The organism is Saccharothrix stipae (assembly GCF_054781895.1).
In genome coordinates this window covers 1-25,947 of the sequence record NZ_BAAGTN010000007.1, presented here as the reverse complement: position 1 = coordinate 25,947, position 25,947 = coordinate 1, and the positions used below count along the sequence as shown (strand labels likewise).

Below are 25,947 nucleotides of genomic sequence, written 5' to 3'. Positions count from 1 at the left end.
GCCGAATGCTAGCGACGGTCTCCGGGGACCGGTCCCCGACCTCACCACCTTCCGTTTCACCACTAGGCGAGGCGGAAGCTGTCGCGGATGGCGGTGATGAGCGGTTCGGCCGCCGCCCACTCCCGTTCCAGCGTCGCCGGGTCGCTGGCGTACAGCGAGAACGTCAGCTTGTAGAGCGCCCCGGACGCCACGGCCCTCGTCCGCGTGCGGTAGTGAACGGTGCCGGTGCGGTAGATGCACTCGAAATCCGCCGACGAGGCGTTGCCGGACAAGTCGATCTCGCGGTAGTCCAGGTTCTGCTGCCTGGTGCGCTGGGCCTTCTCCTCGGCCTTCAGCGAGTCGATCGCCGACGCCCCGGGCTTGCTCGTGTTCCGCTGCACCTCCACCTTCAGGGTGCCGACCTGCGGGTCGGTCCGCCTGCCCACCCAGGTGACGGAGCTCAGCGCACTGTCGACCGACGAGGAACGCGGCCAATCGGCCGGGATGCCGATCTCGAAGCCCAGGCGTTCCTGGTAGGTCTTCAGCGTGAAGTCCGCAGTGCCTGCCGTGGTCGACGCGGACTGGGTGGTCGTCGGCAAGGCGGTGCCCTGACCACCCGGTGGCAGGTTCGCCAGGATCACCGCGACCACCACCGCCACGGCCACGACCGCGGTGCCGATCGCGATCAGCCCACCCGTCAACCGCGGTTTGGGGGGCGAGGCGGGAGGGAGCGTAGGGGCGTCCGGCGCGACCCGTTTCGGTGGGGGTTCCGGCAGGAAGGGCGGCACCGAGGTGCGGGTGTTCGGCACGGTCCCGTGCGCGACCGTCTCCTCACCGGCCGGGTTGACCACCCTGGTCGGGTACTCCAGCCGCACCCTGGTCCCGGGCGGCGCCGAGGACGGCAGGGCCGCGATCTCGGTCAGCTTGTCGATCGCGTTGCGGGCCGTCATGCGCTCGGCGGGTTTCTTGCGGAGCAACCCGTCGATCACCGGTGCCAGCCGACCGACCTTCGGATCCGGGGCCGGTTCCCAGGAGAGCACCGCACCCAGCGTCGCCTGGACGTCACCTCGGGAGAACGGCGTCCGGCCGACGACCATGCCGTAGAGCATGATGCCGACCGACCACAGGTCGGCCGCCGGTAGCGCTTCGTCCCCCCGGATCCGCTCCGGCGATATGTACTCCGGCACCCCGGGGAGCTGTCCGGTCGCGGTGAGCACCGAGTCGCCGTCGATCAACGCGATCCCGAAGTCCGTGAGCACGACCTGGTCGTCCACGAGCATGACGTTGCCCGGTTTGACGTCCCGGTGCAGCACGCCGTTGCCGTGGGCGTAGTCCAAGGCCTCCAGGATCTGGATCCCGATCCGCGCGGCCCGGTCCACCGCCATCGGGCCGTCGGCTGCCAGGACGTCGCTGAGCGAGCGTCCCTGGAGCAACTCCATCACGATCAACGGCAGACCGCCGTCGGTCACCACGTCGTGGACCGTGATGACCCTGGGGTGCTTGCTCAGCTTCGCGGCCGCCCTGGCCTCCCGCAGCGCACGCCGGACCTCCGGGTCGTCCTCCCGGATCACCCGACCCCTCGGCGGCACGATCTCCTTGATGGCCACCTCTCGGTCGAGGTACTCGTCATACGCACGCCAGACGATGCCCATTCCGCCTCGACCGAGCGCCTGTCGCAGGCGGTACCGCGCAGCGACCAGTCTCCCCTCGCCCTCAGTCACGGCCGTAATATACCGACCACCCTCCGTTGCCGGACCGCTTTTCGGCACACACCGGGACAGCGGAGGAAAACGGGTCCACCGGGTTCGCTCTCGACATGTCGATGATCGACCAGGTCATTTCCCGTGCCGGGAACGACCTGTGTCGACTCGTGTTGTCGACGCTGCCCGCTCCCCTCTCGCGGACAGAGTCGATCGCATTCCGGTCGTGCGCTTGTCCTACGCCTGCGCGTGCCACGAGGCAGTCGGTGCCCCGGTCCGGACGGACCGTAGCCGCCGGCGCGGGGGACCCCTCCCGACGCGCTCTCCCGGGTACGGGCGACGAGTCACGGCACGGGTGTGCCGTTCAGCGCAGCGTGCCGTTGACGTCGGCGAGTTCGGCGGCCAGGGTGCGGCAGGCGGCGCATTCGTCGAGGTGTGCTTCCACCTGTGCGGTCTCCCGGCGGGTGAGGCCGCCACGCGTCCAGGAACCGAGTTTCGCGGTGGTAGCGCGGCACCTATTTGTGGGATTGCGGGCAAGATGCGCTTCGATGTAAGCCTTCTTGAGGCCCTCGCGTGCCCGGTAAGCCAGCATGGACACCCCGTTCGGGGTGAGGTCCAACAGCGGTGCTACTTCTTCAGCGGGCTTTCCCTCGATCTCGGTGTGCCACAGCACGGTCTGCCAGCGCTCCGGGAGGCTCGCGAACGCCTGCGCGGCGAGCGATCGCTCCAGCGCCGACAAAGCCGGGTCTTGGAAAGGGGGGCAGGTGGGATCGACGCCCGTGACGGCTTCCACGTCCTCGGCGAGCACCAGCCTCTTGTCCCACCGGGTCCTGTCGTAGGCGGTGTGGCGTAGCGCGGTGAGCAGGTAGGCCCGGAACGCCGAGTCGGGTCCGCCGCCGGTGCGCAGCGCCTCCAACACCTTGGCGAACGCTTCCGACACCAGGTCGTCGGCTTCGACGCTCGACCTCGCCAGGTTGCGGGCGAGGTTGCGGGCGGCGCGGACGTGGCGTTCGTAGAGCTGTCCGTAGGCCTGGATCGCTCCGCCGCGCACGGATTCGATCAGGTCGGCGTCGGACGGCGGCGGGGAGGGGGGCGGTACGCCGGCCGGATCCGCGTCGACCTGGAGCGCGTGGGCGAGGTCCAGGCGCAGAGCCGCCGTGTCGGCGGTGCGCCACCGCTGCACGTCGTGCTCGTCGACGTGACCGGGGAAGCGTTCCGCGCGCGGTGGGGCCGGGGTGGGTTCCGGGGCGGGTTCCGGGGTGCCGACGTCACTCGGCGTGTCGTGGTTGTCGGCGAGGATCGCGCCACCGTGGTGGACCAGCAGTTGCGCGGCCACTGTTCTGGTGGCTTCTTCGTAGCGCCGTCGCGTCGTCCTGGGGTTGCTGTTGACGCGCGAGCTGACCCGGGCCAGGCGTTCGGCCATGGGCAGTTGTTCTCCGCCGGGAACCGGGTAGGTCATCTCGGTGAAGACGACGGCCTGGTAGGACGGCAAGGATTTCACGACCCGGGTGAGCAGCGTGAGGATGCGGTGGCGGGTGGCCGTCACGTCGTCGTCGGGTCGCAGTCGCGCCAACCCGGTCAGCAGAGGGCCGATCGGGGGCAGGGCTGGGGCGTTGATCCCGTGTCCGCGGGCGAGGTCGCGCAGTTCTTCCTGGAGCGCGGCGACCTTCCGCTCGGTGTCGGGCTCGACCGTCTTGGCGTCGTGGCGGGCCAGGATCTGCTGCACGGCGTCGTGGCGGGTGCGGCGCCGGACGTCGCGGGCGCGGTCGGTGCCCAGTGAGGAGCGTTCGACCAGGGACAGCAGTTCGGTGAGCGACACGGTGCCGACACCGGTCGCCGTCGCGTCGCGGACCAGGGCGATCGTCGCCACCGCGAGTCGGTTCTGTCCGGACTCGTCGCCGAGAGCTCCCGCGAACCCTCCCGCACCCGGAGCACCCGGACCGGCGGGGCCGGGACTCGGGGCGGTGCGCTCGGTCGGCGTGGCGTGGTGGCCGATCTCGATGAGGGCCAGCGTCGTGGCGATCCGGCGTTGGGCGTCGTTGGGGGTGTCGGGGAACCTGGCGTACCCGGACGTCACCTTGGCCAGCCAGGCAGCGTGCTCCCGGACCCGGTGGTGGTCGGGAGGTGCGGTGTCGGAGGGCGCGGTGTCGGACGGCGCGGTGTCGGACGGCGCGGTGTCGGACGGCGCGGTGTCGGGGCGAGGTGGTGTCATGACTCCCCGCTGTGGTCGTGCTTGACGTTCTGGGCGCGATAGCGGCGCAGGCGTTGTTCGACGGCTCCGGGTGTGGTGCGCAGGTGTTCGGCGATCTGGACCAGGGTCCAGTCGTGCCGGACCAGGGGTTCGACAACGGCGCGGACCTTGGCCGGCATCCGTTCCAAGACGCTGTCGACGAAGACCTCGGAGGTGACGATCCGGGCGGGGTCGGCGTCGAGGTCCAGGTGTCGACCTGTGGTGTCGTACCTGCCGACGGGATCCTCGCTCGGGATGTCGGGGACCTGTTCCCTCCACCAGCGGCCCCACACGTTGGGGAAGGACTGGACGCAGGTGCCGACGAAATAGGTGGTCAACGCGGTACCGCCCGCGGGTGTCCAGCCACGGCCCTCCACGGCCAAGCGGCGGAAGAGCGTCAGCGCCTCGGCGATCGTCTCGTGGGCCAGTTCCCGGCGGTCGTCGTCGGAGGTGGCTAATCGCGCTTGGTGCCAGGGCTCGTGCTTCAACCCCCGCCCCCTCGCCGCGCACTCGGCGAAGATCCGGCCGCGCCGCAGCCAGGGCAGCAGGACCCGCAGCGCGTAGGCCACCAGGTCGGCGACGAGGATGTCGTACTCGGGGCCGGTGAACCCGGCGGCCCTGACCCGCGCGAACAACTCGGCGTCGGCTTCGCGCCTGAGCAGCCGTTCCAACTCCGCGTCCTCGACGACTCCGACGTCCGGATCGTCGGTGTCCCGGAGCCCGGTGTCGTCGCGGAATGCGTGCGCCACTTCGGCGAGCTGGTCGGCATCGGCGAGAGCCGCGGGTGGGGAGCCGCCGACTCCGTGTGGCGGTTGTTCAGGGTCGAGCGCCGCGTGTGCCCGACTGCGCTCGCTGCCCATGCTCCCTGCTTTCAACCGTCACGCGCCGACGACGCCGATCCGAGTCCTGGAGGACAGGACACGCCCTCTCGTATGTCGATGCGGGGCGTCGACCCTACGGATCCGCCCGGACGTTTTTCGGATCTTCCTCACGTAGGCACGACCGGGATCGGCGACCTACATCCCCGGTGTCAGCCGGAGGTACGGCCCCCGGATCACCGAACACCGACAGGACGAACGCATGCCCGCTCCGACCTCGGGCCCCACCCCGGGCAACGACCCCCGCCACGACGACCGCCGCGATGGCGGGACGGATCCGCTGCTGTCGCTGCGGACGGCGGTGATCCTCCTGCCGGCCGTGCTCTGCGGAGTCGGCACGGTCCTGCTGCTGACCTGGGCCGGGCAGCACCCGGGCCTGACGATCCCCAGCGGGGTGATCGGCGCGGCCGGCGCCACGGCCTTCTTCGACCGGGTGATCGGTAGGTGACCCCTGCTCCACAACGACTACCTCAGACACCGGTGCTCTCGGCGACCTTCGAGCGCTTGCGGCCCGGTGTCCACCAGTTGAGGTCGCCCAGCAGCGCCATCGTGGCCGGGACGAGCAAGCAGCGGACGACGGTCGCGTCCACGGCGATGGCGACCGCCAGGCCGACGCCGAACATCTTGATCGTCGGGTCGTCGTTGGGCACGAAGGCGAGGAAGACCCCGACCATGATCGCCGCCGCCGCGGTGATCACCCGGCCGGTGCCGAGCAAACCCTCGCGGACCGATCGCAGGTTGTCCCCGGTCAGGTGCCAGCGACGCCGGACGTCGCTCAGCAGGAACACCTCGTAGTCCATCGACAGGCCGAACAGCAGGGCGAACAGCATGAGCGGCACGAAGCTCGGTATGGGCACCGGGCCGGAGAGCCCGATCCACGTCGCACCCCACCCCCAGGTGAACACCGCCGTCAGGACGCCGTAGGCCGCCCCGATGGAGATGAGGTCCATCACGGCCGCTTTGAGGGCGAGCAGCGGCGCCCGGAAGGCAGGCAGCAGCACCGCGACCGACAGCAGCAGCACGACTCCGATGACGAGCGGCAGCTTGTCGGTGACCCGGTCGGCGAGGTCCACCCGGGCGGCGGCGCTGCCGCCCACGTGCACGGTCATCCCCGGCACGGACTGGCTCCGCAGGCGGTGGACGAGGTCCGCCGTCGCCGGGTCACCACCCGAGGTCGAGGGGATCACCTGGACCGTCACGACCCGCCCGTCCCCGGACAGCGTCGCCGGCCCGACGGCGGCGACCCCCGGCTGCGCCCGCACCGTCGCCTCCAGCGGGGGCACGCGGGCATCCCGGGCATCGGCGGCCGGCGTCGACAGCCGGGCCAGCACGGTGAGCGGCGTGCCCGCGCCGGGCCCGAACGCCGCCGAGACGGCGTCGTCGGCCTGGCGGACGGCGGTGGTCTCCGGCCAGGACCCGGCATCGAGCTGGCCCAGCCGCAGGTCGGTCGCCGGTGCGGCGAGCAGGGCCAGCAGCACGAGCGCGGCCCCGCCGGCCAGCCCGGGCCGGCGCGTCGCCCGGTCGGCCTGGCGGGCCCAGAAACCACCGGAGCCGGTGCGGCCGGCCAGCCGGTTGAACAGCCTCCCGCCGCGGGCGACCCGGCGCCCGGCGAGCGAGGTCAGCGCGGGGAGCAGGGTGAGCGCGGCGAGGACGGCGAACAGGACCGCGATCCCGCACGTCCAGGCGAGCGTCTGGAGCAGCGGCACCTCGGTCAAGCCCAGTCCCGCGAGCGCGACCGCGACCGTCACACCGGCGACGACCACCGCCGTGCCGGAGTCGGCGACCGCGCGTTCGATGGCCTGCGGCACCGCCAGACCCTCCCGCGCCACCGCGCGGAACCGGCTGAGCAGGAACAGCGAGTAGTCGATGCCGACGCCGAGTCCGACCATGAGGGCCAGGGTCGACGCCTGCGCCGGCATCGAGGTCAGGTTCCCGGCGAGCCCCACGATCTCCAGCGTCGCGAGCACCGAGAGCGCCGCGGACAGCAGCGCCAACGCCGCACCGACGAGGCCTCCGAGCGCGAGGAAGAGCACGAGGGCGGCCAGGACCAGGCCGAAGTACTCGTTGCCGGTGCTGCCCGAGCCGTCGACGACCTGGGCGAACGCACCGCCGGGAAGGACTCGCAGACCGGCGTCGGCGACGGGCCGGGCGGCGTCGGTGACGGCGTGCGCCATGTCCTTGGTGAGCTCCGCCCGGCGGACGTCCATGCCCACCGTGAACCAGCCGGTGCGCCCGTCCGCGGACAGCGACCCGTCCCGCGGCGAGGGCGGTTTCACCGTTGTCACGTGCTCGACCGCCCGCAAGGCGGTCGCCGTCGCCGCCAGCACGTCGGACCGGGGCCCGTCGTCCAGCCGCCCGTCCGGTGCCACCAGGATCACCGTCCCGGAGGTGGGCGGGGTCCCCGGTGACGCCGTCAGGTCCCGCACGAGTTGCGCGTCGGTACCCGGCAGGCTCACGTCGTTGTCCGTCGGCGTGCCGATCACCCGCGCGGCCAGCACCAGCGCCAGCACCGACAGCACCCACGCACCGATGACGACGAACCGGTGCCGGGCGCACACCCGGCCCACCGCCGCGACGGCCTTGGCGGCCGGGCCGTCGTGTAACGCAGCACTCATCAGTCCCCCAGACCTCACCGTAACCGTCACCACGATTGCGTCACCCCATCAGATGACAACCAGCGGGGGGTGGTGACTTCGGGGACCGCGCGGTCGACGCTGGGACGGACAGGTCCGGACGAGGTCGGGAGGCCGCGGTGGAGATCCCTGAGGAAGTCCTCGACGCGGTGGTCGAGGTCGAGCTCGGACTGTTGATGATCCCCGGCGTCACGGGTGTCGGCGTGGGCCTGCGGGAGGTCGACGGTGAGGTGTTCGACGACCTCGCCGTGCGCATCCTCGTCGAGGACCTCGACGACCTCCCCGCGGGCCTGCCGGACGCCCTCGCGGGTGTGGACGTCTGCCTGGTGCAGCGCAGCTACGAGCCGTTGGCCGGGTCGGACCTCAAGCGGTACCCCGACCTGCACGGCGGCATCCACATCACCAACCCGAACCACAGCGACCACGGCACCCTGGGCGCGATCGTGCAGGACACGTCGGCGATAGCGAGCGGCCAACTGCTGGGGCTGAGCTGCTTCCACGTCGTGGGCGACCGCGGCGCCGTATTCCCCTTCACGGTGTGGCAGCCCAACAGCCCGCCGCCGTTCCCGCCGCCCGTGCCGCGCGACGACAACATCGGCCGGGTCATGAAGGCGGCCTTCCCGAACATCGCCCTGACCTCGGGCCCCGACCCGATCCGCGTCGGGGGCTTCGACGCGGCGGTGTTCGACCTCGACGAGGCGTTCACGCACCACCGCACCGCGTCGCGGCACATCATGGGCCAGGACGCGCAGCAGCCGAACCTCGCCGACGCGATCACCGCCACGGACCGCGCGATCCGCCCGGAGATCGAGGTCAGCAAGCGCGGGGCCATGACGCGGGTGACCCACGGCAAGGTCGTCTCGCCGCGCCTGTCCATGCCGTGGCGGACGCCGTTCGGCCCCAACCGGTTCATGATCGCGTCGATCGAGCTGCGGGTCGACCGGGCGCGCAACGGGGGCGACCTCGTCTTCGCCCGGCCCGGCGACTCGGGTTCGGTCGTGGTGCTGGGCAACGACCCCACCACCGCCGTCGGCCTGCTGTGGGGCGGTGACGACACCGGGTCGTGGGCGGCCATGACCGACATCCAGCTGCTGGAGGCGGAGCTGGAGATCTCGCTGGTGTGGGCGTAGCGATCAGGTCCAGTTGTCCGGGATCCGGACCACGTCGACGAGCACCGACCGTTCGAGCAGCTCCAGCGGGACGCCGGGCGGTGTGTCGGTCGCGGTGAACTCGACCTCGCGGACCCGCAGCCGCAGCGGCCCGAGGTCGTCGGGTGGTGCGGGCAGGTCCACGGTCTCGTTCACGACGCCGGTCCGCGCGAAGTCGTCCAGGGGGAACCACGCCGGCACGTCGTCGGGCGCGTCGGGCAGGCCGGTCAGCTCCACCGCGTCCGGGTCCGTGCCCGCCGGGGCGACCAGGTGCTCCAGCACCACCTCGAACAGGGTCGGCGGATCCGGGGCGGTGCCGGTCAGCTCGACCAGCATGCCGGTGTCGGTCCGGCTCACCACGAGCCGCCGATCCGGCGGCAGCCGCACCGGGTCCGCCGCGACCGCCGTGGACAACGTCAGGCCGCGCAGGCTCTCCCGCTGGTAGCGGGCCAGCACCAGCCGCACGAACGGCTGGTACGACGGCACCGGCGGCACGATGCGGACGTCGGCCAGCCACCGGTCCCCGGCGAGCGAAACCCCGTGCGGCACCACGTGCACGTGCTGTTGCGCCTCCGGCAGCGGCACCCGGTCGACCTCCCGGCCGGGGAACCACGTCGGATCCGGGAACGCGGGCGGCGCCGGCGAGGCGAACACCGGGTCACGCCCGATCCGCGTCACCGACGGTCCCTCCGCCCCCGCCGCCAGCAGCACGCCGAGCGCCTCGCCCTCACCGGTGACGAACCACGGCCGGGCCAGCTCGACGCGCAGCCACCCGCCCTCCCGCACCCGTTCGACGCGGAACTCCCACACCCGCGGCGTGGACCAGCGGAACGCGGGCCCGACCGAGAGCACGACCGGCGCGGGCGGACGGGCGCTGGACGGGATGACCACCGGTGGTTGCGCCTTGTCCACCCGGAACGCGCTGTCCGGTTCCGAGTCGTGGAAGCAGTCGCGGAACCGGCTCACCGCGGTGAGGGTGTACACGACCCGCCGGTGCTTGGTGTCGCCGAACGAGTGGCGCATCGGCTCGAACCGGGGCGCGCCGCGCTCGACCGGCTCGGTGTGCAGGTGCTCCACCCGCACGACCTCCTCGCCGGTGTCCGACTTGTCCGTCCACCGCGCGGCGACGGCGACTTCGAGCGTGCTGTCGGTGTTGAGGTCCCCTTCGCCGAACTTCGGGTGGAGCACCGCTGTCGTGTCGCCCTCCTCCCGGACGACCGCGTCGCGCGCCAGCCGCCAGCGGGGCTCGACCAGCGGTCGGCGGACCGCGTGGACCAGCCGCAGCACCTGCGGCGGCGACAGCAGCGGGTGGCCGCCCTTCTGCGCCTCCACCAACGACTGCGGCGGCACGCCCGGCTGGGTCAGCCAGTCCTGCATCTCGAAGTGGGCCACGTAGTGGTCGCGCAACGTCGAGGAGAGCGCCACGGTCACGTGCTCGCCCTTGGCCAGCCCGACGACGAGCCGGTCGCCGTCCCAGTGCAGGGTGATCGGCCGGTCGGGGCCGCGTTCGACCAGCTCGACCGACTTCGCCACCGGGTCCGGCCACGCCGGGTGCCACGCCGAGCGCTCCACGATCGGCTCGGCCACGCCGCCGGGTTCGGCCCGCAGCCGTGCCGCGACACCCGCCACCGCCGGGTCGGGCAGGCCACCGCCGTTCTCGAACGCCGCCAACGCCCGCCGCGCCCACTGCCAGGACTGCTCCGCGGTCACCGGCGGGTCGAACTCGCCGTGCTGCTCCACCAGCGTGAACCCGGCCTCCGCCGGCACCAGGCCGCGGCGGTCGGTCGTCGGGTAGCTCGGGTCGGCGGCCGAGACCTGCGCGACCGTGCGGTCGTGGTCGCCGCGGATCACCAGCCGGTCGACGGTCGCGCCGACCGCGAGCGGACCGGTCACCTGCACGACCGGCGGCGGCAGCGGCTCGTGCCTGCGGTAGACCACGGTGTCCGTGGCGGTCGCGCTGGGGGTGTGCTGGTCCACCGACAGGCCGCCGCCCGCCAGGTCCGCGATCCGCACCCGGAGGTTGTAGCTGCGGGAGAACCGCAACGGCGGCAGGCTGCCCGGCGCCAACCGGTGCTCCCAGGTGAAGTCGAACGGCAGCGCGACGCCGGGCTTGCGCGCCGCGCCCTCGGTGGCCGCCAGCAGGTCCGGCCGCGGCACGACCAGGCTCCACCCGTCCCAGCGGGTGACGATCTCGTCGGCCCGCAGCGAGCCGTCGGCCACCCGGACGGCGGCGTTCGCCTTCACGTGCCCTTCCTCCACCTGGTCCGGTTCCGCGATGACCAGGCCGTTCACCCGGTAGCCCGCCTGCCGCGCGCACAGCGGGTGCCAGCGCTCGTCGTCACCCGCGCGCACGTCCACGCGGTAGCCCAGCACCAGGTCCTCGGCGTGGAACTCCGCGTCGCTCAACGACTCCAGGGCCGAGTTGCGCGACGCGGTCCGCGTGCGGCGGGTGAAGTCCTCCGCACGGCCCGGTCGCACGACCGCGATCCCCGCGGACCGGATGGGCGGCAGCACCGCCGTTCCGTCGGTCACCGCCGTCTTCGCCGCGTCCCTCAGCCTGCCCACCGCGCCGTCCACGTCGACCGTCGTGACCGCCCAGCGCGGCCGGGGCCGGTCGGCGTCGTCGGTGACCCGGCCCGCCTGGTCGAGGTCGAGCAGGCCGGCGCGGATGTCGGTGGCCGTGTCGCCGGACGGCGCGGGCACGAACCGGTCGTCGGTGAGCAGGTAGTGCGTCCACGGCGCGGTGACCAGGAAGCTCAGCGGCGGGTCGGGGCAGCGGATGGACAGGAACCGCTGCGCCGGGTCGCCCACGGCCAGCGCCGACCGGTCGAGCACCACCTCGAACACCAGGCCCAGCTTGCGCAGCACGGTGGGGTGCTCGCGCAGCAGCGACACCGTGCCGTGGAAGTCCCGCGCGACGTGCACGGGCACCGGTGGCGGCTCCGGCTCGGCCGGCACGGGAGTCTCGTCGAACCACGTGGCCAGGTGCGGTCGCACCACCGCGTCGGTGTCGTCCGGGCCGGCGACGGCCACGTCCTTGGCCGACGCGCGGTAGGTCGCCGCCACGTGTCCCGCCTGCCCGAACGTGTCGTCCACCCGCGGCGGCGGGTGGCTCCTGGGCGTGAACTCGTGCACGAACCCCGCGTCACCGTCGAAGAACGCGTGCCACAGCGCCGAGTCGGCCACCTCGCGGTAGGTGATCGGCACCTCCACCGCCCGGATGCCCTCGGAGGTCTTGGTGCGCATCTCGAACGACGCGGAGGCGAGCGTGGCGGGCCAGTCCCGCAGGCCGAAGTCCGCCACCGTCCCCGACGCCAGCCGGGGCACCACCAGCACCTGGACCACGGCCTGGTCACCGGCCAGCCCGCCGGGGATCGGCACCCACAGCAGCTCGCTCATGTCAGCCCCCGGCCCAGAACCGGGTCACGCCGTCCTCCGACACCGTGACCAGCAGCGCCCCGTCCCCGCTGAACGCCACGTCGCGCACCGGCGCCGGGTGCGGCACCCAGTACCGGTCCTCCCCCGTCACCACGTCGACCACCCGGACCGTGGCGCCCTCGGTGCACACCGCCACGGCCGCACCCGCCGGGTGGAAGGCGAGCGCCCGGATCGGCGCGTCGAACTCGACGGTGTGCCGCACCACCGGTCCCGCGTCGGTCAGCTCGGCGATCCGGACCACCCGGTCGATCCCGCCGGTGACCAGCTGCTTCACCCGCGGGCTGAACGCGACCGCGCTCACCGGCCGGGCGTGCACGACCTCGCCGCCCGCGGTGCCGGACGTCGGGTCGACCAACCGCACCACGCCGTCCTCGTTGCCCGAGGCCAGGAGCTTGCCGTCGGGGCTGAAGGCCAGCGCCCGCACCTTGCCGTCACCGTCGAAGCGGTGCCGCAACGCCCCGGTCGTGGCGTCGACGACGCTGGTGGAGCGGTTCGAGCCGGTCGCGATCACCGTGCCGGCGGGCGAGAACACGACGGACGTGACGGGCGCGGGGTGGCTGTGCCTGCACCGCTCGACACCGGTGGCGATCTCCAGCACCCGTGCCGTCCGGTCGGCGCACGCGGTCGCGACGGCCGTGGCGCTCACCGCGACGGCGTTCACCGACTGGCCGTGGTCCACGGACCAGCCCGCCTGCGCGTCGGCCACGAGCGTGCGGAACAACCTGGCCTTGCCGTCCACGCACCCGGTGACCACGAACTGGTTGTCCGCGCTGAGCGCCAGCGAGGTGACCGGGCCGGGGTGCGGGCGCTCCAGCAACGGCTCGGAGGCCGTGGCGTGCAGGACGACCACCGTCTGGTCGGCGTCGGCCACCGCCGCGACCGGCGCGCCGATCGGCGACATCGCCAGGCGGGTCGCCGCCGCGGCGCGCGCGAACCGGACGCGTTCGACGCCGGTGTCGTAGACGTGGACGAACCCGCCGCCCTGGCCGGTGCCACCACCGGTGGCGACCCGGCGGCCGTCCGGGCTGAACGCGATGTCCTCGGCGAAACCGGGACCGTCGTCCGACCACAGCACCGCGCCGGTCGCCGCGTCCAGCACCGTCAGCCCCGAGGCGGCGGGCTCGCGATGCCCCCTGGTGGTGGCCAGGAAGCGCAGGTCGGGGCTGAAGACGACCCAGCCGCACTCCGCCAAGCCCGGCTCGTCGGTGAACCTCGCCGCGCCGGTCGTCGCGTCGAACACCCGCGGTCCGACGTCCAGCGAGCAGGCCCACCACCGGCCGTCCGGGCTGAACGAGACGTCGATCGGGTCGAGGGAGTCGTGCACGGGCACGTCCACCCGCACCGGCACGTCCTCGTCGGACTCCCCGAGGTGGAACACCGCCGCCTTGCCCCCGGCTCGTCCGACGCACACCACCCGTGAGTCCGGGCTGATCGCGAAGCACCTGCTGCCGCGGGTGAGCCGGTGCAGTTCGTTGCCGGTCTCGGCGTCCAGCAGCACGGTCTCGTCGACCAGCATCGCCACCACCGTGCGGGAGTCCCGGCCGAACACGATCTGGTTGCCCTCGGACTCGTTGGTGAGGTCGGCGGTCACGCGCCACCGCTCGGCGCCCGTGGTCGCGTCGAACACCCAGACCTCCTGGCTGCCGACGATCCCGCTGGACCACCCCGCGACGGCGACGGCCCGCCCGTCAGGGCTGATGGACACCGAGTCCGCGAGGGTGATGAAGCTGTCGATGCCGCTGCGCACCTCACCGGTCGCGGTGTTCAGCACCTCCTTGGCCCGCTGCGCCACGACCGCGCACCACCTGCCGTCCGCGCTCACGTCGAGCGCGTCCACGCCCGAGCGTTCGGGACGCGTCCAGAGCGCCGCGCCGCTCTCCGCGTCGATCACCGAGACCGCGCCCGGTCGGCCCGCGGTGGTCGTGCTCGCGCCGACGGCCAAGTGCCTGCTGTCGGCCGTCCACGCGATGGCGGTGACGGCCGTGGGGAACCCGAACGTCTTGTGCGGCCTGCTCACGGCTGCCTCCCGGCGTGGTCGAACGCGTCGCGGTACCGGCGCCAGCGGTCCACCTCGTCGACGGCGGACGCGGTGAGCACGCCCTCCGGCGCGCCGCGCAGGGCTTCCGGCGCGGACCCGCCCGCGAGCACCCACTCGCCGCTGTCCAGCTCCACGCTGTCCGACCACAGCGTCAGGTCGACCTCGACCACGATCGTGGCCCGCCCGACCAGCGACTTGCGCTCGGACCGGTAGGTCAGCCCGATCCGCACCTCGATCGACACCGACACCAGCCCCAGCACCTCGACCGACCCGCCGATGCGCAGGTAGCCCTCCAGTGACACCGAGCCGTCGCGTTCGAGGGTGAAGCGGACCCCGCCCAGCGCGTGCACCTCGCCGCGCGCCACGACGAAGTCGACGGCCACCTGGGCACCGAACTCCAGTGCCGCCTCCAGCCGCCGCAACCCGTCCCGGTCCAGTTCGATCTCCAGGTAACCGCCGCCGCCGAACATCAGCACGCTCAGCGCGAACGGCGCCGCCTTGGAGCCGAACGACAGCGACACGCGCACCGGCCGCCCGTCGAACGGCACCTCCACGGCGGTGTGCACGGCGACGTTGCGCAGGGAGAACGCGCCTGTGGCCACCGCCGGGACCGGCAGCGCGTACCGGGCGGTGATCCCGTTCGACGTCACGTCGAGGACCTTGCGGGCCGTGCCGAGGTCCACTGCGTCCTGCAACTCCTCCAGCAGTTGCAGCACGCCGCGGAACCGCGTCTTCAGGCCTTCGATCCGCAGGTCCGGCTCGCGCCCGGCGGCCTGGGTGAACTCGATCAGCCCGAACAGCACCTCCAGCAACGGCTTCGGGCCCGGTGGCAGCACCAGGGCGACGTCGTTGACCCGGCACGTCGTCCTGGCCGGGTGCGAGGTGGTGGCGGTGAGGTTGAGCCGCGATCCCGGCGTGGGCCGGAACGGGCCGTGCGCGACGAGCTTGACGTCCTCCCACCTCAACGTGACGTCCGGCGGGCGGCCGGTGTGCACGAACGAGGTGATCTTCGGCGGCGACGTCACCTGCGTGACCAGGTCGCGCAGCGGCAGCCCGAGCAGCGTCGCCTCGGCCGGGAACAGCCGCTTGGGGTCGAGGTGCCCGGTGACCGCGTTCGGCAGCGCGGCGAGGTTCACCGGGCCGAGCGAGCGGGACAGCGCGGTCGCGGTGAAGGCGGGCGAGACCAGGCCGCCGGACCGGTCCGCGCGGGCGGTGAAGTCGACCTTGATCGGCTGCGCCAGGTCGAACAGCACGTCCGCCCGGTCGCCCTCGCGCAGGTAGCGCTCGGCGAACGTGACCACCGAGGGCCGGTCGTGGCCCAGCAGGGACCGCAGCGCGGGCAGCCGCACCTCCAGTTCGGTGAGGCGGGGCCGGTAGCCGTCGGAGGCCAGCACGCCGGTCGTGACCATCGCGTGCACCTCGTGCACGTCACCGTCCACGCGGTTGGCCGACCGCACGACGTCGAGGTTGGTGCCGGGGGTGGCGACGCGCTCGCGGTAGGACCGCGCGAGCAGTTGGGCCAAGCCGGGGTCGGTGAGCGAGGAGAAGACCGGGGAGAGGTCGGCGACGAAGATCAGCGGCAGCGTGCAGTGGAGGTCGCCGCCGGGCTTGGCGAACCGGACCGGGAACCGCAGCGGCGTCCCGTCACCCTTCAGCGGGTGGAAGAACGTCCGCAGCGGCACGCCGGCGGGTGTGGGGAACAGCTGCCAGTTCGTCGGCGTGACCAGGTCGGTGAACGTCCGGGTGGTGATCTCCACCTCGTCGAACGGGAACGCCCGGCGCACCGCCGCGTCCGCGGGTGGGCGCCGCACCGGCTCGGTCACCGTGAGCACGCTCCAGTGCCGCAGCACGGCCGCGCCACCGGCGGCCGGGTCCATGATCCGTTCGGTGACGGTCGCGTGCTGGGCGCGGTGGCCGAACGGGAACAGCACGCCGGTGGTGGACGTGCGCACGGTCAGGTCCCGGCCCAGCACCGCGCGGTGCCGCCAGTGGACGTTGTCCCACGCCGCGTCCACCCACAGCGTGCCGCCCGAGGCGCTGAGGTCGAGCCTGCTCGCCGCGGCGGGCCGAACGGCCGCGTTCGCCGCGATCACCGCCCGTTCCGCGGCGGGCAGCGGGATCGCGAAGCCGGGGTCGTCCGAAGGGCCCCCGGCGACGGGCCGCAGCGCCAGCCCGGCGTCCGACGCGGTGGCGGCGGGTCCGTGCACGCTCGTCCGCCACAGGCCCGTCACGCCGTCGGCCACCACCGGGTCGACCGGGTGGGCGCACCGCACCGGCCCGCCCGCCACCGGCTCGGTCAGCAGCCGCCACGGCAGCTCGATCGCGGTCGCGCCCGACCCGGTGACCAGGCGTGCGCCGGCCAGGGCGCCGAGGAGCCCGGCGGCGGTCAGGGGCACTACGTCACCGGCGGTGACCGCGACCACCACCCGGCTCGGGCCGCACAGCTGCGCCCGCCACACCGGCACGGGCGGGTTGCCGAGCAGCAGCGGGGCCGGGGAGAACGGGGCCGAGGCCTCCTCCGCGACGTGCTGCGGCGGAAACACCACCACGAGCCGCGCGTCACCGGTCGCGGTGAGCACGGGCGTGCCGTCGGCCGCCGAGGACCGGGCGAAACCGCTCCACGTGACACCGAGCACGACGTGGTCCGCACCCCGCAGTACCAGGAAGTCCGACATCGTCGCCCTCCTCACGGCCGCCTAACCAGTGAATCGTCCATTCGGCGGCCCCCGTTGCGCGCCGCGAGGTAATCCGAACGGGTGACCATCGGATACCGCGCGCCCGCCACGGACGGGCAGGAGGTCGGCGACCGGGCCGGAGTGGCGCTGACCGGGACCGGTGGCCGCGGATAGGGTGGCCGGAGGGACCGCAAGTATCCTCGGCTCGATCGTTTTGCCTGGTCGTCGGAGTTCCGGGCCGGACTGCTCCGACCGGTTCGAGCGACGGTGGAAGGTGGACGCACATGGATGCCGCATCCGAGGCGGTGCCGGCCGCGGCCACCGACTTGCGCGAGCTGGTGGACGGGCTGGCCGTGGTGCTCTGGCAGGCCGACGCGCGGACCCGCCGCTGCACGTTCGTGTCCGCCCACGCCGAGCGGCTGCTGGGCCACCCGGCCGGTCGCTGGCTGGCCGAGCCGGACTTCCTCGGCTCGCTGATCCACCCCGACGACCGGGCCGAGGCCGCCGAGGCGCGGTGGCGCGACGAGCCCGGGCGGGACGTGTTCGAGGTGGAGTACCGCGTGGTGACCGCGCGGGGCGACGTGCTGCGGTTGAAGGAGAAGTTGCACGTCGTGCGAGGCGCCGACGGCACACCGAAGACAGTGCGTGGCGCCTTGAACGACGTCACCGCGCGCCACGCGGAGCTGGAGCGGCAGCGGTTCCTCGCCCGCTTCGACCGCGAGTTGCAGCGCCTGGACGACGCCGAGGAGCTGATGGCGCTGGCCACGCGCCTGCTCGGCGAGCACCTGCGGGTGGACCGGTGCGCCTACGCGCGGGCCGAGGCCGACGAGGACCACTTCGTGATGAGCGGCGACTACGCCACCGGGCTGCCGCCGCTGCCCGGCCGGTTCGCCATGGCCGAGTTCGGCCAGGGCGCGCTGCGGGCCATGCGCGCGGGCGAGCCGTGGGTGGTGGAGGACAGCGAGAACGACCCCCGGCTCGGTCCGGCGGACCTGACCGCCTACCGGTTCACCGGCATCCGGGCGGTGATCTGCCTGCCGTTGCTGCGCGGAGGGCGGTTCGCCGCGGCCATGGCCGTGCACCACGCGACCGCCCGGCGCTGGACGCCGGAGGAGGTCGAGGTGGTGTCGGTGGTGGTCAACCGGTGCTGGGAGTCGTTGCAGCGCACGCACGCCGACCGGGCGCTGCGGGACAGCGAGCAGCGCCACCGGCTGCTCGTGGAACGCGCCACCGACGCCATCTGGATGCTGGACCACGAGCTGCGGTTCGTCGAGGTCAACCAGGCCGCGTGCGCGCTGCTCGGGCACGGGCGCGACGACCTGGTCGGCCGTGCGGTCGGCGACCTGGTCGTGCCGGACGCGGTCGGCCGGTTGGCCCGGCTGACCGCCGATCTGTCCGCCGTCCGGGTGGTCACCGAGGTGTGGGGCCTGCGCCGGGTCGACGGCACGGTGGTGGAGGTGGAGCTGAGCATCCAGGCCACGCCGACCGGCGTCCAGGCGATCGGGCGCGACGTCACCGAGCGTCAGCGCGCGGACGCCGAGCGGGAACGGTTGTTGCAGCACGAGCACGAGATCGCCGAGACGCTCCAGCGCAGCCTGCTGCCCCGCGAGCTGCCCGCGCTGGACCGGCTGGCCACCTCCGCCCGCTACCTGCCCGCCTCCACCTACTCCCACATCGGCGGCGACTGGTACGAGGTGCTACCGCTGGACGGCACCGCGGTCGCCCTGTCCGTGGGCGACGTCGTCGGCAAGGGGCCGACCGCCGCCGCGGTGATGGGCCAGCTGCGCAGCGCCCTGGCGGGCTACCTGCTCGACGGGCACTCCCCCGCCGCCGCGCTGGAACGGCTCGACGCGTTCACCGCGCGGGTCAACGGCGCGGCCGGCAGCACGTGCGCCTGCCTGACGTTCGACTGGAGCACCGGCCGGCTGTGCTGGGCCGTCGCCGGCCACCCGCCACCGCTGGTCCTCGACGCCTCCGGCGGCGCGCGGTTCCTCACCGGGGACACCGGGGCGGTGCTGGGCGCACCGGGACGCGCGCCCTACCTCGACCACACCACCGACCTGGAACCGGGCGCGTCCGTGGTGCTCTACACCGACGGGCTGGTCGAACGCCGCGGCACGGTGGTCGACCAGGGCCTGGCACGGCTGCTCGACACCGTCCGCGGCGCGCACCACCTGCCGCCCCGAGCGCTCAGCGACGCCATCACCGCGTCGCTGCTGGCCGACGGCCAGGACGACGACGTGGCGCTGGTCGTCGCCCGCCACCTGCCCCCGCCGCTGCGCAACACCGTGCCGGCACGTCCCGCCGAGCTGTCCGTGATGCGCCGCAACGTCACCGCGTGGGCCTCCACCGCCGGCCTGTCGGTGGACCTGCTGGACGACCTCCAACTGGCCCTCGGCGAGGCCGCGGCGAACGCGGTGGACCACGCGTACCCGGCCGGCGCGACCGGCGACTTCAGCTACGACCTCGCCGCCACCGCCACCGGCGTCCACGTCACGGTCCGCGACCACGGCCGCTGGCGGCCCGAACCCGAGGACAAGGGCACCCGCGGCCGCGGCCTCCAGATCATCCGCACGGTCTCCGAACGGGCCGCGTTCCACCACACCGAGCACGGCACGATCGTCGAGTTCGCCCTCACCGACGAGCCGACGCGGGCACCCCTCCCCGCCGTGGCGGTGACCGAACCACCCCACGAGCACGCCGGCGTCACCGACTCCACCGACGACGCCCCGGTGCAGGTCCTGCGCCTGACCGGCGACATGGACCTCGCCACGGTGGCAGACCTGCGCGTGGCCCTGGCGGCCGGGATCGACTCGGCCGACCCGCGGCCGGTCGAGATCGACCTGGGCCGGGTCGGCTACCTCAGCAGCTCGGGCATCGCCCTGCTGCTGGAAGCCGCCGCGACCGCGCACCGCGCCCGCCGCGCCCTGACCGTGCACGCCGTCGAGGGAACCGCGCCCGCCCGCGTGCTGTCCTTGTCCGGCTTGCACGGACTGACCACCGAGACCCTCGCCATCCGGATCACGGTCGACCGGACCGAGGCCGGGTAGGCGCCCGGCCTCGACGAGCCGGCCGAACCCGTGGAGGTTCCGCCCCGAAGGCAAGACCTCGTGGACCCGGTCCCTGATCCGGTCGGGCGTCCCGCACTCGTCCACAAGATCGCTATGCGGAACCGGGCGGAGCGGTCATGATGTTGCCGTGACCGAAGCCGAGACGCCCACACCGCGACCGACCACCGCCGTGGACGGCGGCGCGGTGATCGTCAGCATTATCGGGGACATCGACATGTCCAACAGCGACGCGCTGCGCGAGCGCTGCGTGGAAGTCCTCGACGCCGGAGCCGAAGCCCTCGTGGTCGACCTGTCCGGGGTGACGTTCTTCGCCTCCTCGGGCATCGCCGCCCTCAGCCACATCCGGGTGCACAACGTCTCGCACGAGCAGCGCCCGGTGCACGTGGTGGCCGGCCGCAGCGTCCGCCACTCGTTGGAGGTCACCGCGATGGACAAGCTGCTGCCGCTGCACGAGACCTTGGCCGAGGCCCTCGTCGCCGCGCGAGCCGAGACCCGGTAGGCGATCCGGCGCGCCGCCGGACCCGGTGCCGGGTCCGGCAGCACGCCCCGATCAGCCGTTGCGCTCCACGTACAGGCAGTACAGGTCGAACCCGCCGGGGCTGGCGTCGAACTGCTTGACCAGTTCTCCGGTGTCCTCGAAGTCGGCGAGCACGTGGTGGGTGCCCCCGCCCAGGCCGACGTCGAACGAGGGTTTCCCGTCGGGCGAGTTGCACGCGTCCGCGCCGGTGCCGGGCGCGTAGAACTCCGGGCAGGCCGTGCACGCCGGCAGGGTGAACTCGTGCGCGGTGGAGCCCGCCAGCTTGATGGTGATCGAGCTGTTGACGATGTTGTAGAAGGTGATCGTGATCGGACCGCCCGCACCGAGGGGCGCGGGCACCGCCACCCGCTCGCCGGTCCCGACGGCCACCTGGGCGGCGATCCGCGCCGACTGGGCCTGCGGCAGGTCGCCGTGGCCGGGGAAGGCGCCGATGAACCGGTCCAGCGTGCGGACCGCGGTCTCCGCCTGGCCCTCGCGCAGCTCGTTCAGCCCGCAGTCGAGCATGGCGCGCGGGTACTGGTTCTTCGCCTCGCCCGCCACCTTCGCGGCGACCGCGTTGGTCAGGCCCGCGAAGAAGGCGAGGACGTCCACCACCTCACACGGCCGGCCGGCGGCGAGCGGCGCGGTGGCCGCCGCGTAGAGCGCGTCGAACGCCGCGGGCACTTCCTTGGCGCTCGGCGTGTCGCCGAACTCGTCGGCGACCGTCTCCAGGGCCGTGGCCGCCGCACTGGCGGCGACCGGCGACACGGCGGTGAGCTGCTCCACCAGCCGCAGGTAGGCGTCGGCGACCTCCGGGGCGAACGACTCGTCCTCGGCGAGCAGGTCGCGGTAGACCTTGATCGAATCGGGCAGCAGGCCCTCGTCGCGCAGCCGGCGGGCCCAGGTCGTGTAGGTCTCGACGAGCTTGTCGCGGACGAACGGGCTCAGCGGGCTGTCCGGGTGGTCGAGGCGGAACTGGCCGTAGCGCCACACGGCGGCGGCCTCGGCCCCGGCGTCGGCCGCTTGGGTGAAGTCGGCGCACTCGACCAGGCCGCGGTTCGCCGCGGCGATGTCCGAGCTGAGCGTCAGCTCGTAGGGCCCGGTCACCGCCTTGAACTGGTCAGTCGCCGCCGCGCAGTCACCGCGCCCCTGAGCGGCGAGCCCGTCGTCGTAGGCGCTGCGGCCAAGCACGCCGTACCCGACGTACGCGGCCGCCACGGCGACCACCGCGATCGCCCCGATCACCACGGGCCGGCGGTTCGCGATCGGCGGGTGCTTCACCGCGATCCGCCGTGCGTCGAGGACGAGGGTCACGAGCCAGACCGCCGCCAGGATCCGCCACAACCACGGGTTGGCCGCCGCGTTGGTGGCGAACGCGATGACGACGAGCACGACCGCGAGGACCGCCGCCGTCCACCCCTGCCAACGCCGGTGCAGGTAGAAGTAACCGGCACCGACCCCGGTCAGGTTCAACAGCACGGCGGCCGCGGTGGACTTCGGCTCGGGCGGCGGCGGGGGTATCCGCAGGATCGGGTCGGTCGGCGTCGGATCGACCCACTCGGCTTGCCCATCCGGCCGCGCCCACGGATTGGCCGCCACCGGGGGGTGCGCCGCCGTGGGATGAGCCGCCGAGGGTTCGGAGGAGTGGGCGGTCACCGGATCGGCGGCCACTGCTTCAGCGGCCTGTCCTTCGGCGACCGGCGCTTCAACGACCTGTGGTTCAGCCGGATCCGGTGCAGCGGCCGGTGGTTCAGCCGGATCCGATGCAGCGGCCGGTGGTTCAGCGGGATCCGGTGCGGCGGCCGGTGGTTCGGCCGGATCCGGTCCCGCCGGCAAGTGGGCCACTGGCGGCTCGGCAGCCGGTGGCTCGGCCGCCGTCGGCTCGGTGGCCTGCGGTGCTTCCTGCTCCTCCGGCGGCTGTGCCTTCGATCTGTCTTCGCTCATCCCAAACCCCCACAACGATGCCCCCGACCCGATCACAAGGGGACCACACCGCGGTCGTCGGGTGCATGGCTTTGCCGGTGATGAGTCGCCTGTGGCCCACATTCGGCACGGATGCCGGTCCCACTCCCGGTATCGCGCCGTCGACCCCTAAGGGTCGAGGGGCCGTCAGGCTCAGGGGGTCGACCGGATGTGGCGGGTGCACGGGCGGCCGTAGGGTCCTCGCGTGCCACTCATCGAGACCACCGCGCTGGGAATGCGCTACGACGGCAAGGTGACCGCTCTGGCGGACCTGACGTTGGACATCGAGGCCGGTGTCGTCGGCTTGGTCGGGGTCAACGGCGCGGGGAAGACCACGCTGATCAAGCTGGCGCTGGGGCTGCTCACGCCCACCAGCGGGCGGATTCGCGTGCTCGGACTCGACCCGGTCGCGGAAGGGGAGCAGGTCCGGGCGAAGGTCGGCTACATGCCCGAGCACGACTGCCTGCCACCGGACGTGATCGCCGCGGAGTTCGTCACGCACATGGCGCGGGTCAGCGGCCTGCCCGCCGCGGCGGCGCGGGAGCGGGCGTCGGAGACGTTGCGGCACGTGGGGCTCTACGAGGAGCGCTACCGCCGGATCGGGGGCTACTCCACCGGCATGAAGCAGCGGGTCAAGCTCGCCCAAGCGCTGGTCCACGACCCCGAACTGCTGCTGCTCGACGAACCGACCAACGGGCTCGACCCGGCGGGCAGGCGGGCGATGCTCGACCTGGTGCACCGCATCGGCACCGAGTTCGGCATCTCCGTGGTGGTCTGCTCCCACCTGCTCGGCGAGATCGAGCGGATCTGCACGTCGCTGGTCGCCATCGACGCGGGCACCCTCCTGCGCTCGGCGACGCTGTCGTCGATGACCGAGCACAACGACCTGCTCGTCGTCGAGATCGACGAGGGCGCCGAGCGGCTGGCCGCCGCGCTCACCGCCGCAGGCCTGGACGTGCGCCGGCAGAACCGCGTGCTGACCGTCCGCCTCGGCGAGGACGACGGCGCGGTGTACGACCTCATCCGGGACGCCGTCGCGGACCTCGATCTCCGTCTGCACCGGCTCGAACGCCAGCGGCACCAGGTCGCCGACCTGTTCCGCGACCGTCCGGCCGAGGAGGTGTCCCATGTCTGAGTCCGGCGTCATCCACGACATCGGCTACCAGCGCTACACCGGCCCCAGGCTCGGCCCCGGCTACTCGGCCCGCGCGTTGTACGTGCACAGCCTGCGCAGCGCCTACGGCCTCGGCCGCAGCCCCTGGGCGAAGGTGCTGCCGTTCGGGCTGATCGGCCTGGCCGGCATCGCCTCGCTGATCATCGTGATCATCAACAGCCAGGTGCCCGAGCCGGTGCTCGACTACGTCGGCATCGCCTCCACCTTCACCTTCGCCGCGACGGTGTTCGTCGCCGTGGTCGCGCCCGAACTGGTGTCGGTGGACCTGCGCACGAACCTGCTCCAGCTGTACCTGTCCCGCCCGCTGGGCCGGTCGAGCTACGCGCTGACCAAGGTCGCCGCGCTGGCCACCGCGACGTTCCTGCTGCTCGCGGCGCCCATGCTGATCATGTTCCTCGGCATGGCCTTCAGCACCGACGACGGCTTCACGGGGGTGCTCGACGAGTTCGGCGGGCTGCTGGTCGGTCTCGTCGCCGCGGCCGTCCACGCCGCGCTGCTGGCGGCGCTGGGACTGCCGATCGCGTCGCTGTCGGGACGCCGGGTGTTCGCCACCGGCATGATCATCGGCGTCTTCCTGCTCACCGCCCCGATCTCGGGCGTCCTGCGCGAGCTGGACTCCGGGACGATCGGCCGGCTGGCCGGGCTGCTCGACCCGAACAGCCTGCTCAACGGCGTGGACCAGTGGCTGTTCGGAGTGGACGTCAGCATGGCCTCGATCGGCTCGTTCGGACCGGTGTACGGCCTGGTCACGGTCGCACTGGTCGCTCTCGGCACGATGGCCGCGGTGTGGCGGTACAAGGGGATGAAGTCATGAACACCGTCGAGCTCGCGGGCGTCTCCCGCTGGTACGGCAACGTGGTCGCGGTCAACGACGTGACCTTGTCGATCGGCCCCGGCCTGACCGGCCTGCTCGGACCCAACGGCGCGGGCAAGACCACCGTGCTGCACCTGATGGCGGGCCTGCTGGCCCCGTCGCAGGGCAAGGTCGAGATCGGCGGTGAGCCCGCGTGGGCCAATCCCGCCATGTACCGCAAGCTCGGCCTGGTGACCGAGCGCGAGAGCGTGCCGGGCTTCCTCACCGCGTGGGAGTTCGTCCTGGCCGGCGCGAAGCTGCACAAGCTCCCCGACCCGGCGGCCGCCGCCCGCGCCGCGCTGGACCTGGTGGACCTGCGCGACGCGCAGGACCGCCGGATCTCCACGTTCTCCAAGGGGATGCGCCAGCGGAGCCGGGTCGCCGCGGCGTTGGTGCACGACCCGGACGTGCTGCTGCTGGACGAGCCGTTCAACGGCATGGACCCCCGGCAGCGGATGCACATGATGGAGCTGCTCGACGGGATGGCCGAGGAGGGGCGGACGATCGTGTTCAGCTCCCACATCCTGGAGGAGGTCGAGCAGCTCTCCGGCACCGTGCAGGTGATCGTGGCGGGCAGGCTCGCCGCCTCCGGCGACTACCGGCACATCCGGCGGCTGATGACCACCCGTCCGCACGTGTTCACCATCGCCTCCTCCGACGACCGCCTGCTGGCGACGGCGCTGATGGGCGAGCCGTCGGTCTCCGGGGTGAGCATCGCGGAGGCGGGCATCCAGGTGCACACCAGCGACTACGGCACCTTCACCCGTGCCCTGGCCAAGCTCGCCAAGGCGCGGGACATCCGGTTGACCACGATCCTGCCTTCGGACGAGTCCCTCGAGAACGTCTTCTCCTACTTGGTGACCACATGAACCCGACGATCATCCGCCTCACCTTGAGGGCACTGCTCGGCCGCAAGCGCGTGCTGCTGCTGCTCCCCATGCCGATCATCGTGCTCGGGCTCACCCTGCTGGGCGTCTCCAGCGAGGACGAGTACGTGACCCCGTCCGACTGGGGCCCGCTGGTCTTCTCCAACCTCGGGCTGGCGGTCGTCCTGTCGCTGACCGCGCTGATCGTCGGCAGCAGCGTGCTCGGCCTGGAGATCGATGACGGCACCATCACCCACCTGATCACCAAGCCGCTGCCGCGCTCGGAGATCGTCCTGTCCAAGCTCCTGGTGGCCTGGCTGGTGACCACCGGGGCCACCGCCCTGCCGCTGGCCGTCGCGGCCGCGATCGCGGGCTCCGGCACGCTGGCCGTCGGCCTGGTCGTCGCCACGGCCCTGGGCGCGTTGGCCTACAGCGCCCTGTTCCTCGCCCTGAGCGTGATGACCAAGCGCCCGGTCGCGGTCGGCCTGGTCTACATCGTGCTGTGGGAGAACCTGCTGGTGTCGTTCGTCGACGGCGCCCGCGTGTTCAGCATCCGCCAGCACGCGACGGCCGTCGCGGACGCGATCGGCAACACCCCGCTGCTCTCCTCGACGATGTCGGTGGCGACCGCGGTGATCATGGCGTCGGTGTTCGCCGTGGTGGGCACGGTGGGTGCCACCTGGCGACTGCGGTCGTTCGCGCTGACCGGCGAGGCGAACTAGGGCGGCAGCCGCCATTTGGGTTGTGACCTGCGGGAAGGTGTGGCTGGAGGGCTGGGTTCGAGG

16 protein-coding genes are annotated in these 25,947 nt (G+C 72.9%); 8 read left to right on the top strand and 8 right to left on the bottom strand.

The features are described 5' to 3' along the window. Positions 1-62: 62 nt before the first annotated feature. The 3 genes from ACYVLT_RS12980 to ACYVLT_RS12970 all read right to left on the bottom strand — a co-directional run bounded on the left by ACYVLT_RS12980 (position 63) and on the right by ACYVLT_RS12970 (position 4,769). Complete coding sequence (locus tag ACYVLT_RS12980; protein WP_461120400.1) at positions 63-1,700, bottom strand: serine/threonine-protein kinase; 1,638 nt, start codon at positions 1,698-1,700, stop codon at positions 63-65. 343 nt (positions 1,701-2,043) lie between these two features. Beyond that, the gene (locus tag ACYVLT_RS12975; protein WP_461120399.1) at positions 2,044-3,891 is read right to left on the bottom strand and encodes a sigma-70 family RNA polymerase sigma factor; all 1,848 of its coding nucleotides are present in this window, start codon (positions 3,889-3,891) and stop codon (positions 2,044-2,046) included. Then, the gene (locus ACYVLT_RS12970) at positions 3,888-4,769 is read right to left on the bottom strand and encodes an RNA polymerase sigma factor (protein WP_461120398.1); all 882 of its coding nucleotides are present in this window, start codon (positions 4,767-4,769) and stop codon (positions 3,888-3,890) included. Before ACYVLT_RS12970 ends, ACYVLT_RS12975 begins: the two co-directional genes overlap by 4 nt. 220 nt (positions 4,770-4,989) lie before the next feature. On the opposite strand from ACYVLT_RS12970, the gene ACYVLT_RS12965 reads away from it, so the two are divergent. Then, positions 4,990-5,235: a hypothetical protein gene (locus ACYVLT_RS12965; RefSeq protein WP_461120397.1), complete on the top strand. Its 246-nt coding sequence runs from the start codon at positions 4,990-4,992 to the stop codon at positions 5,233-5,235. A 22-nt stretch (positions 5,236-5,257) separates the two neighbouring features. On the opposite strand, the gene ACYVLT_RS12960 is transcribed toward ACYVLT_RS12965, so the two are convergent. Further along, positions 5,258-7,402: an MMPL family transporter gene (locus ACYVLT_RS12960; protein ID WP_461120396.1), complete on the bottom strand. Its 2,145-nt coding sequence runs from the start codon at positions 7,400-7,402 to the stop codon at positions 5,258-5,260. A gap of 137 nt (positions 7,403-7,539) precedes the next feature. Here ACYVLT_RS12960 and ACYVLT_RS12955 point away from each other — a divergent pair, with 137 nt between their 5' ends. Further along, positions 7,540-8,550 (top strand): hypothetical protein, encoded by a 1,011-nt coding sequence (locus tag ACYVLT_RS12955; protein ID WP_461120395.1) that lies wholly within the window; start codon positions 7,540-7,542, stop codon positions 8,548-8,550. Positions 8,551-8,553: 3 nt separating this feature from the next. Here ACYVLT_RS12955 and ACYVLT_RS12950 read toward each other — a convergent pair whose 3' ends face one another. Genes ACYVLT_RS12950 through ACYVLT_RS12940 form a run of 3 tightly spaced genes read right to left on the bottom strand, consistent with a single transcriptional unit; the run spans position 8,554 to position 16,719 of the window. After that, positions 8,554-11,967 carry a hypothetical protein gene (locus ACYVLT_RS12950; RefSeq protein ID WP_461120394.1) on the bottom strand — a complete coding sequence of 1,138 codons (3,414 nt, stop codon included), beginning with the start codon at positions 11,965-11,967 and terminating at the stop codon, positions 8,554-8,556. Between the two features lies 1 nt (position 11,968). Continuing rightward, positions 11,969-14,023, bottom strand: coding sequence for a WD40 repeat domain-containing protein (locus ACYVLT_RS12945; protein WP_461120393.1), 2,055 nt, complete (start codon positions 14,021-14,023; stop codon positions 11,969-11,971). Beyond that, a complete protein-coding gene (locus ACYVLT_RS12940) occupies positions 14,020-16,719 on the bottom strand; it encodes a hypothetical protein (RefSeq protein WP_461120392.1) in 2,700 nt (899 codons plus the stop codon). The genes ACYVLT_RS12945 and ACYVLT_RS12940 overlap by 4 nt, the downstream gene beginning before the upstream one ends. Before the next feature lie 284 nt (positions 16,720-17,003). Between ACYVLT_RS12940 and ACYVLT_RS12935 the strand changes: the two genes are divergently transcribed. Both ACYVLT_RS12935 and ACYVLT_RS12930 read left to right on the top strand, forming a co-directional pair. After that, a complete protein-coding gene (locus tag ACYVLT_RS12935) occupies positions 17,004-19,769 on the top strand; it encodes a SpoIIE family protein phosphatase (RefSeq protein ID WP_461120391.1) in 2,766 nt (921 codons plus the stop codon). Between the two features lie 148 nt (positions 19,770-19,917). Further along, the gene (locus ACYVLT_RS12930; protein WP_461120390.1) at positions 19,918-20,289 is read left to right on the top strand and encodes an STAS domain-containing protein; all 372 of its coding nucleotides are present in this window, start codon (positions 19,918-19,920) and stop codon (positions 20,287-20,289) included. Between the two features lie 51 nt (positions 20,290-20,340). On the opposite strand, the gene ACYVLT_RS12925 is transcribed toward ACYVLT_RS12930, so the two are convergent. Beyond that, positions 20,341-21,978, bottom strand: a complete 1,638-nt coding sequence (locus tag ACYVLT_RS12925; protein WP_461120389.1) for a hypothetical protein — start codon at positions 21,976-21,978, stop codon at positions 20,341-20,343. A 496-nt stretch (positions 21,979-22,474) separates the two neighbouring features. Here ACYVLT_RS12925 and ACYVLT_RS12920 point away from each other — a divergent pair, with 496 nt between their 5' ends. From ACYVLT_RS12920 to ACYVLT_RS12905, 4 genes are read left to right on the top strand one after another with little or no spacing between them, the layout of a single operon-like run. Next, positions 22,475-23,404 carry an ABC transporter ATP-binding protein gene (locus ACYVLT_RS12920; protein ID WP_461120388.1) on the top strand — a complete coding sequence of 310 codons (930 nt, stop codon included), beginning with the start codon at positions 22,475-22,477 and terminating at the stop codon, positions 23,402-23,404. Beyond that, a complete protein-coding gene (locus tag ACYVLT_RS12915) occupies positions 23,397-24,257 on the top strand; it encodes a hypothetical protein (RefSeq protein ID WP_461120387.1) in 861 nt (286 codons plus the stop codon). Before ACYVLT_RS12920 ends, ACYVLT_RS12915 begins: the two co-directional genes overlap by 8 nt. After that, positions 24,254-25,165 carry an ABC transporter ATP-binding protein gene (locus ACYVLT_RS12910; RefSeq protein ID WP_461120386.1) on the top strand — a complete coding sequence of 304 codons (912 nt, stop codon included), beginning with the start codon at positions 24,254-24,256 and terminating at the stop codon, positions 25,163-25,165. Before ACYVLT_RS12915 ends, ACYVLT_RS12910 begins: the two co-directional genes overlap by 4 nt. Beyond that, on the top strand, positions 25,162-25,884 hold the full coding sequence (locus ACYVLT_RS12905) for an ABC transporter permease (RefSeq protein ID WP_461120385.1): 723 nt from the start codon (positions 25,162-25,164) through the stop codon (positions 25,882-25,884). The genes ACYVLT_RS12910 and ACYVLT_RS12905 overlap by 4 nt, the downstream gene beginning before the upstream one ends. Positions 25,885-25,947 lie beyond the last annotated feature (63 nt).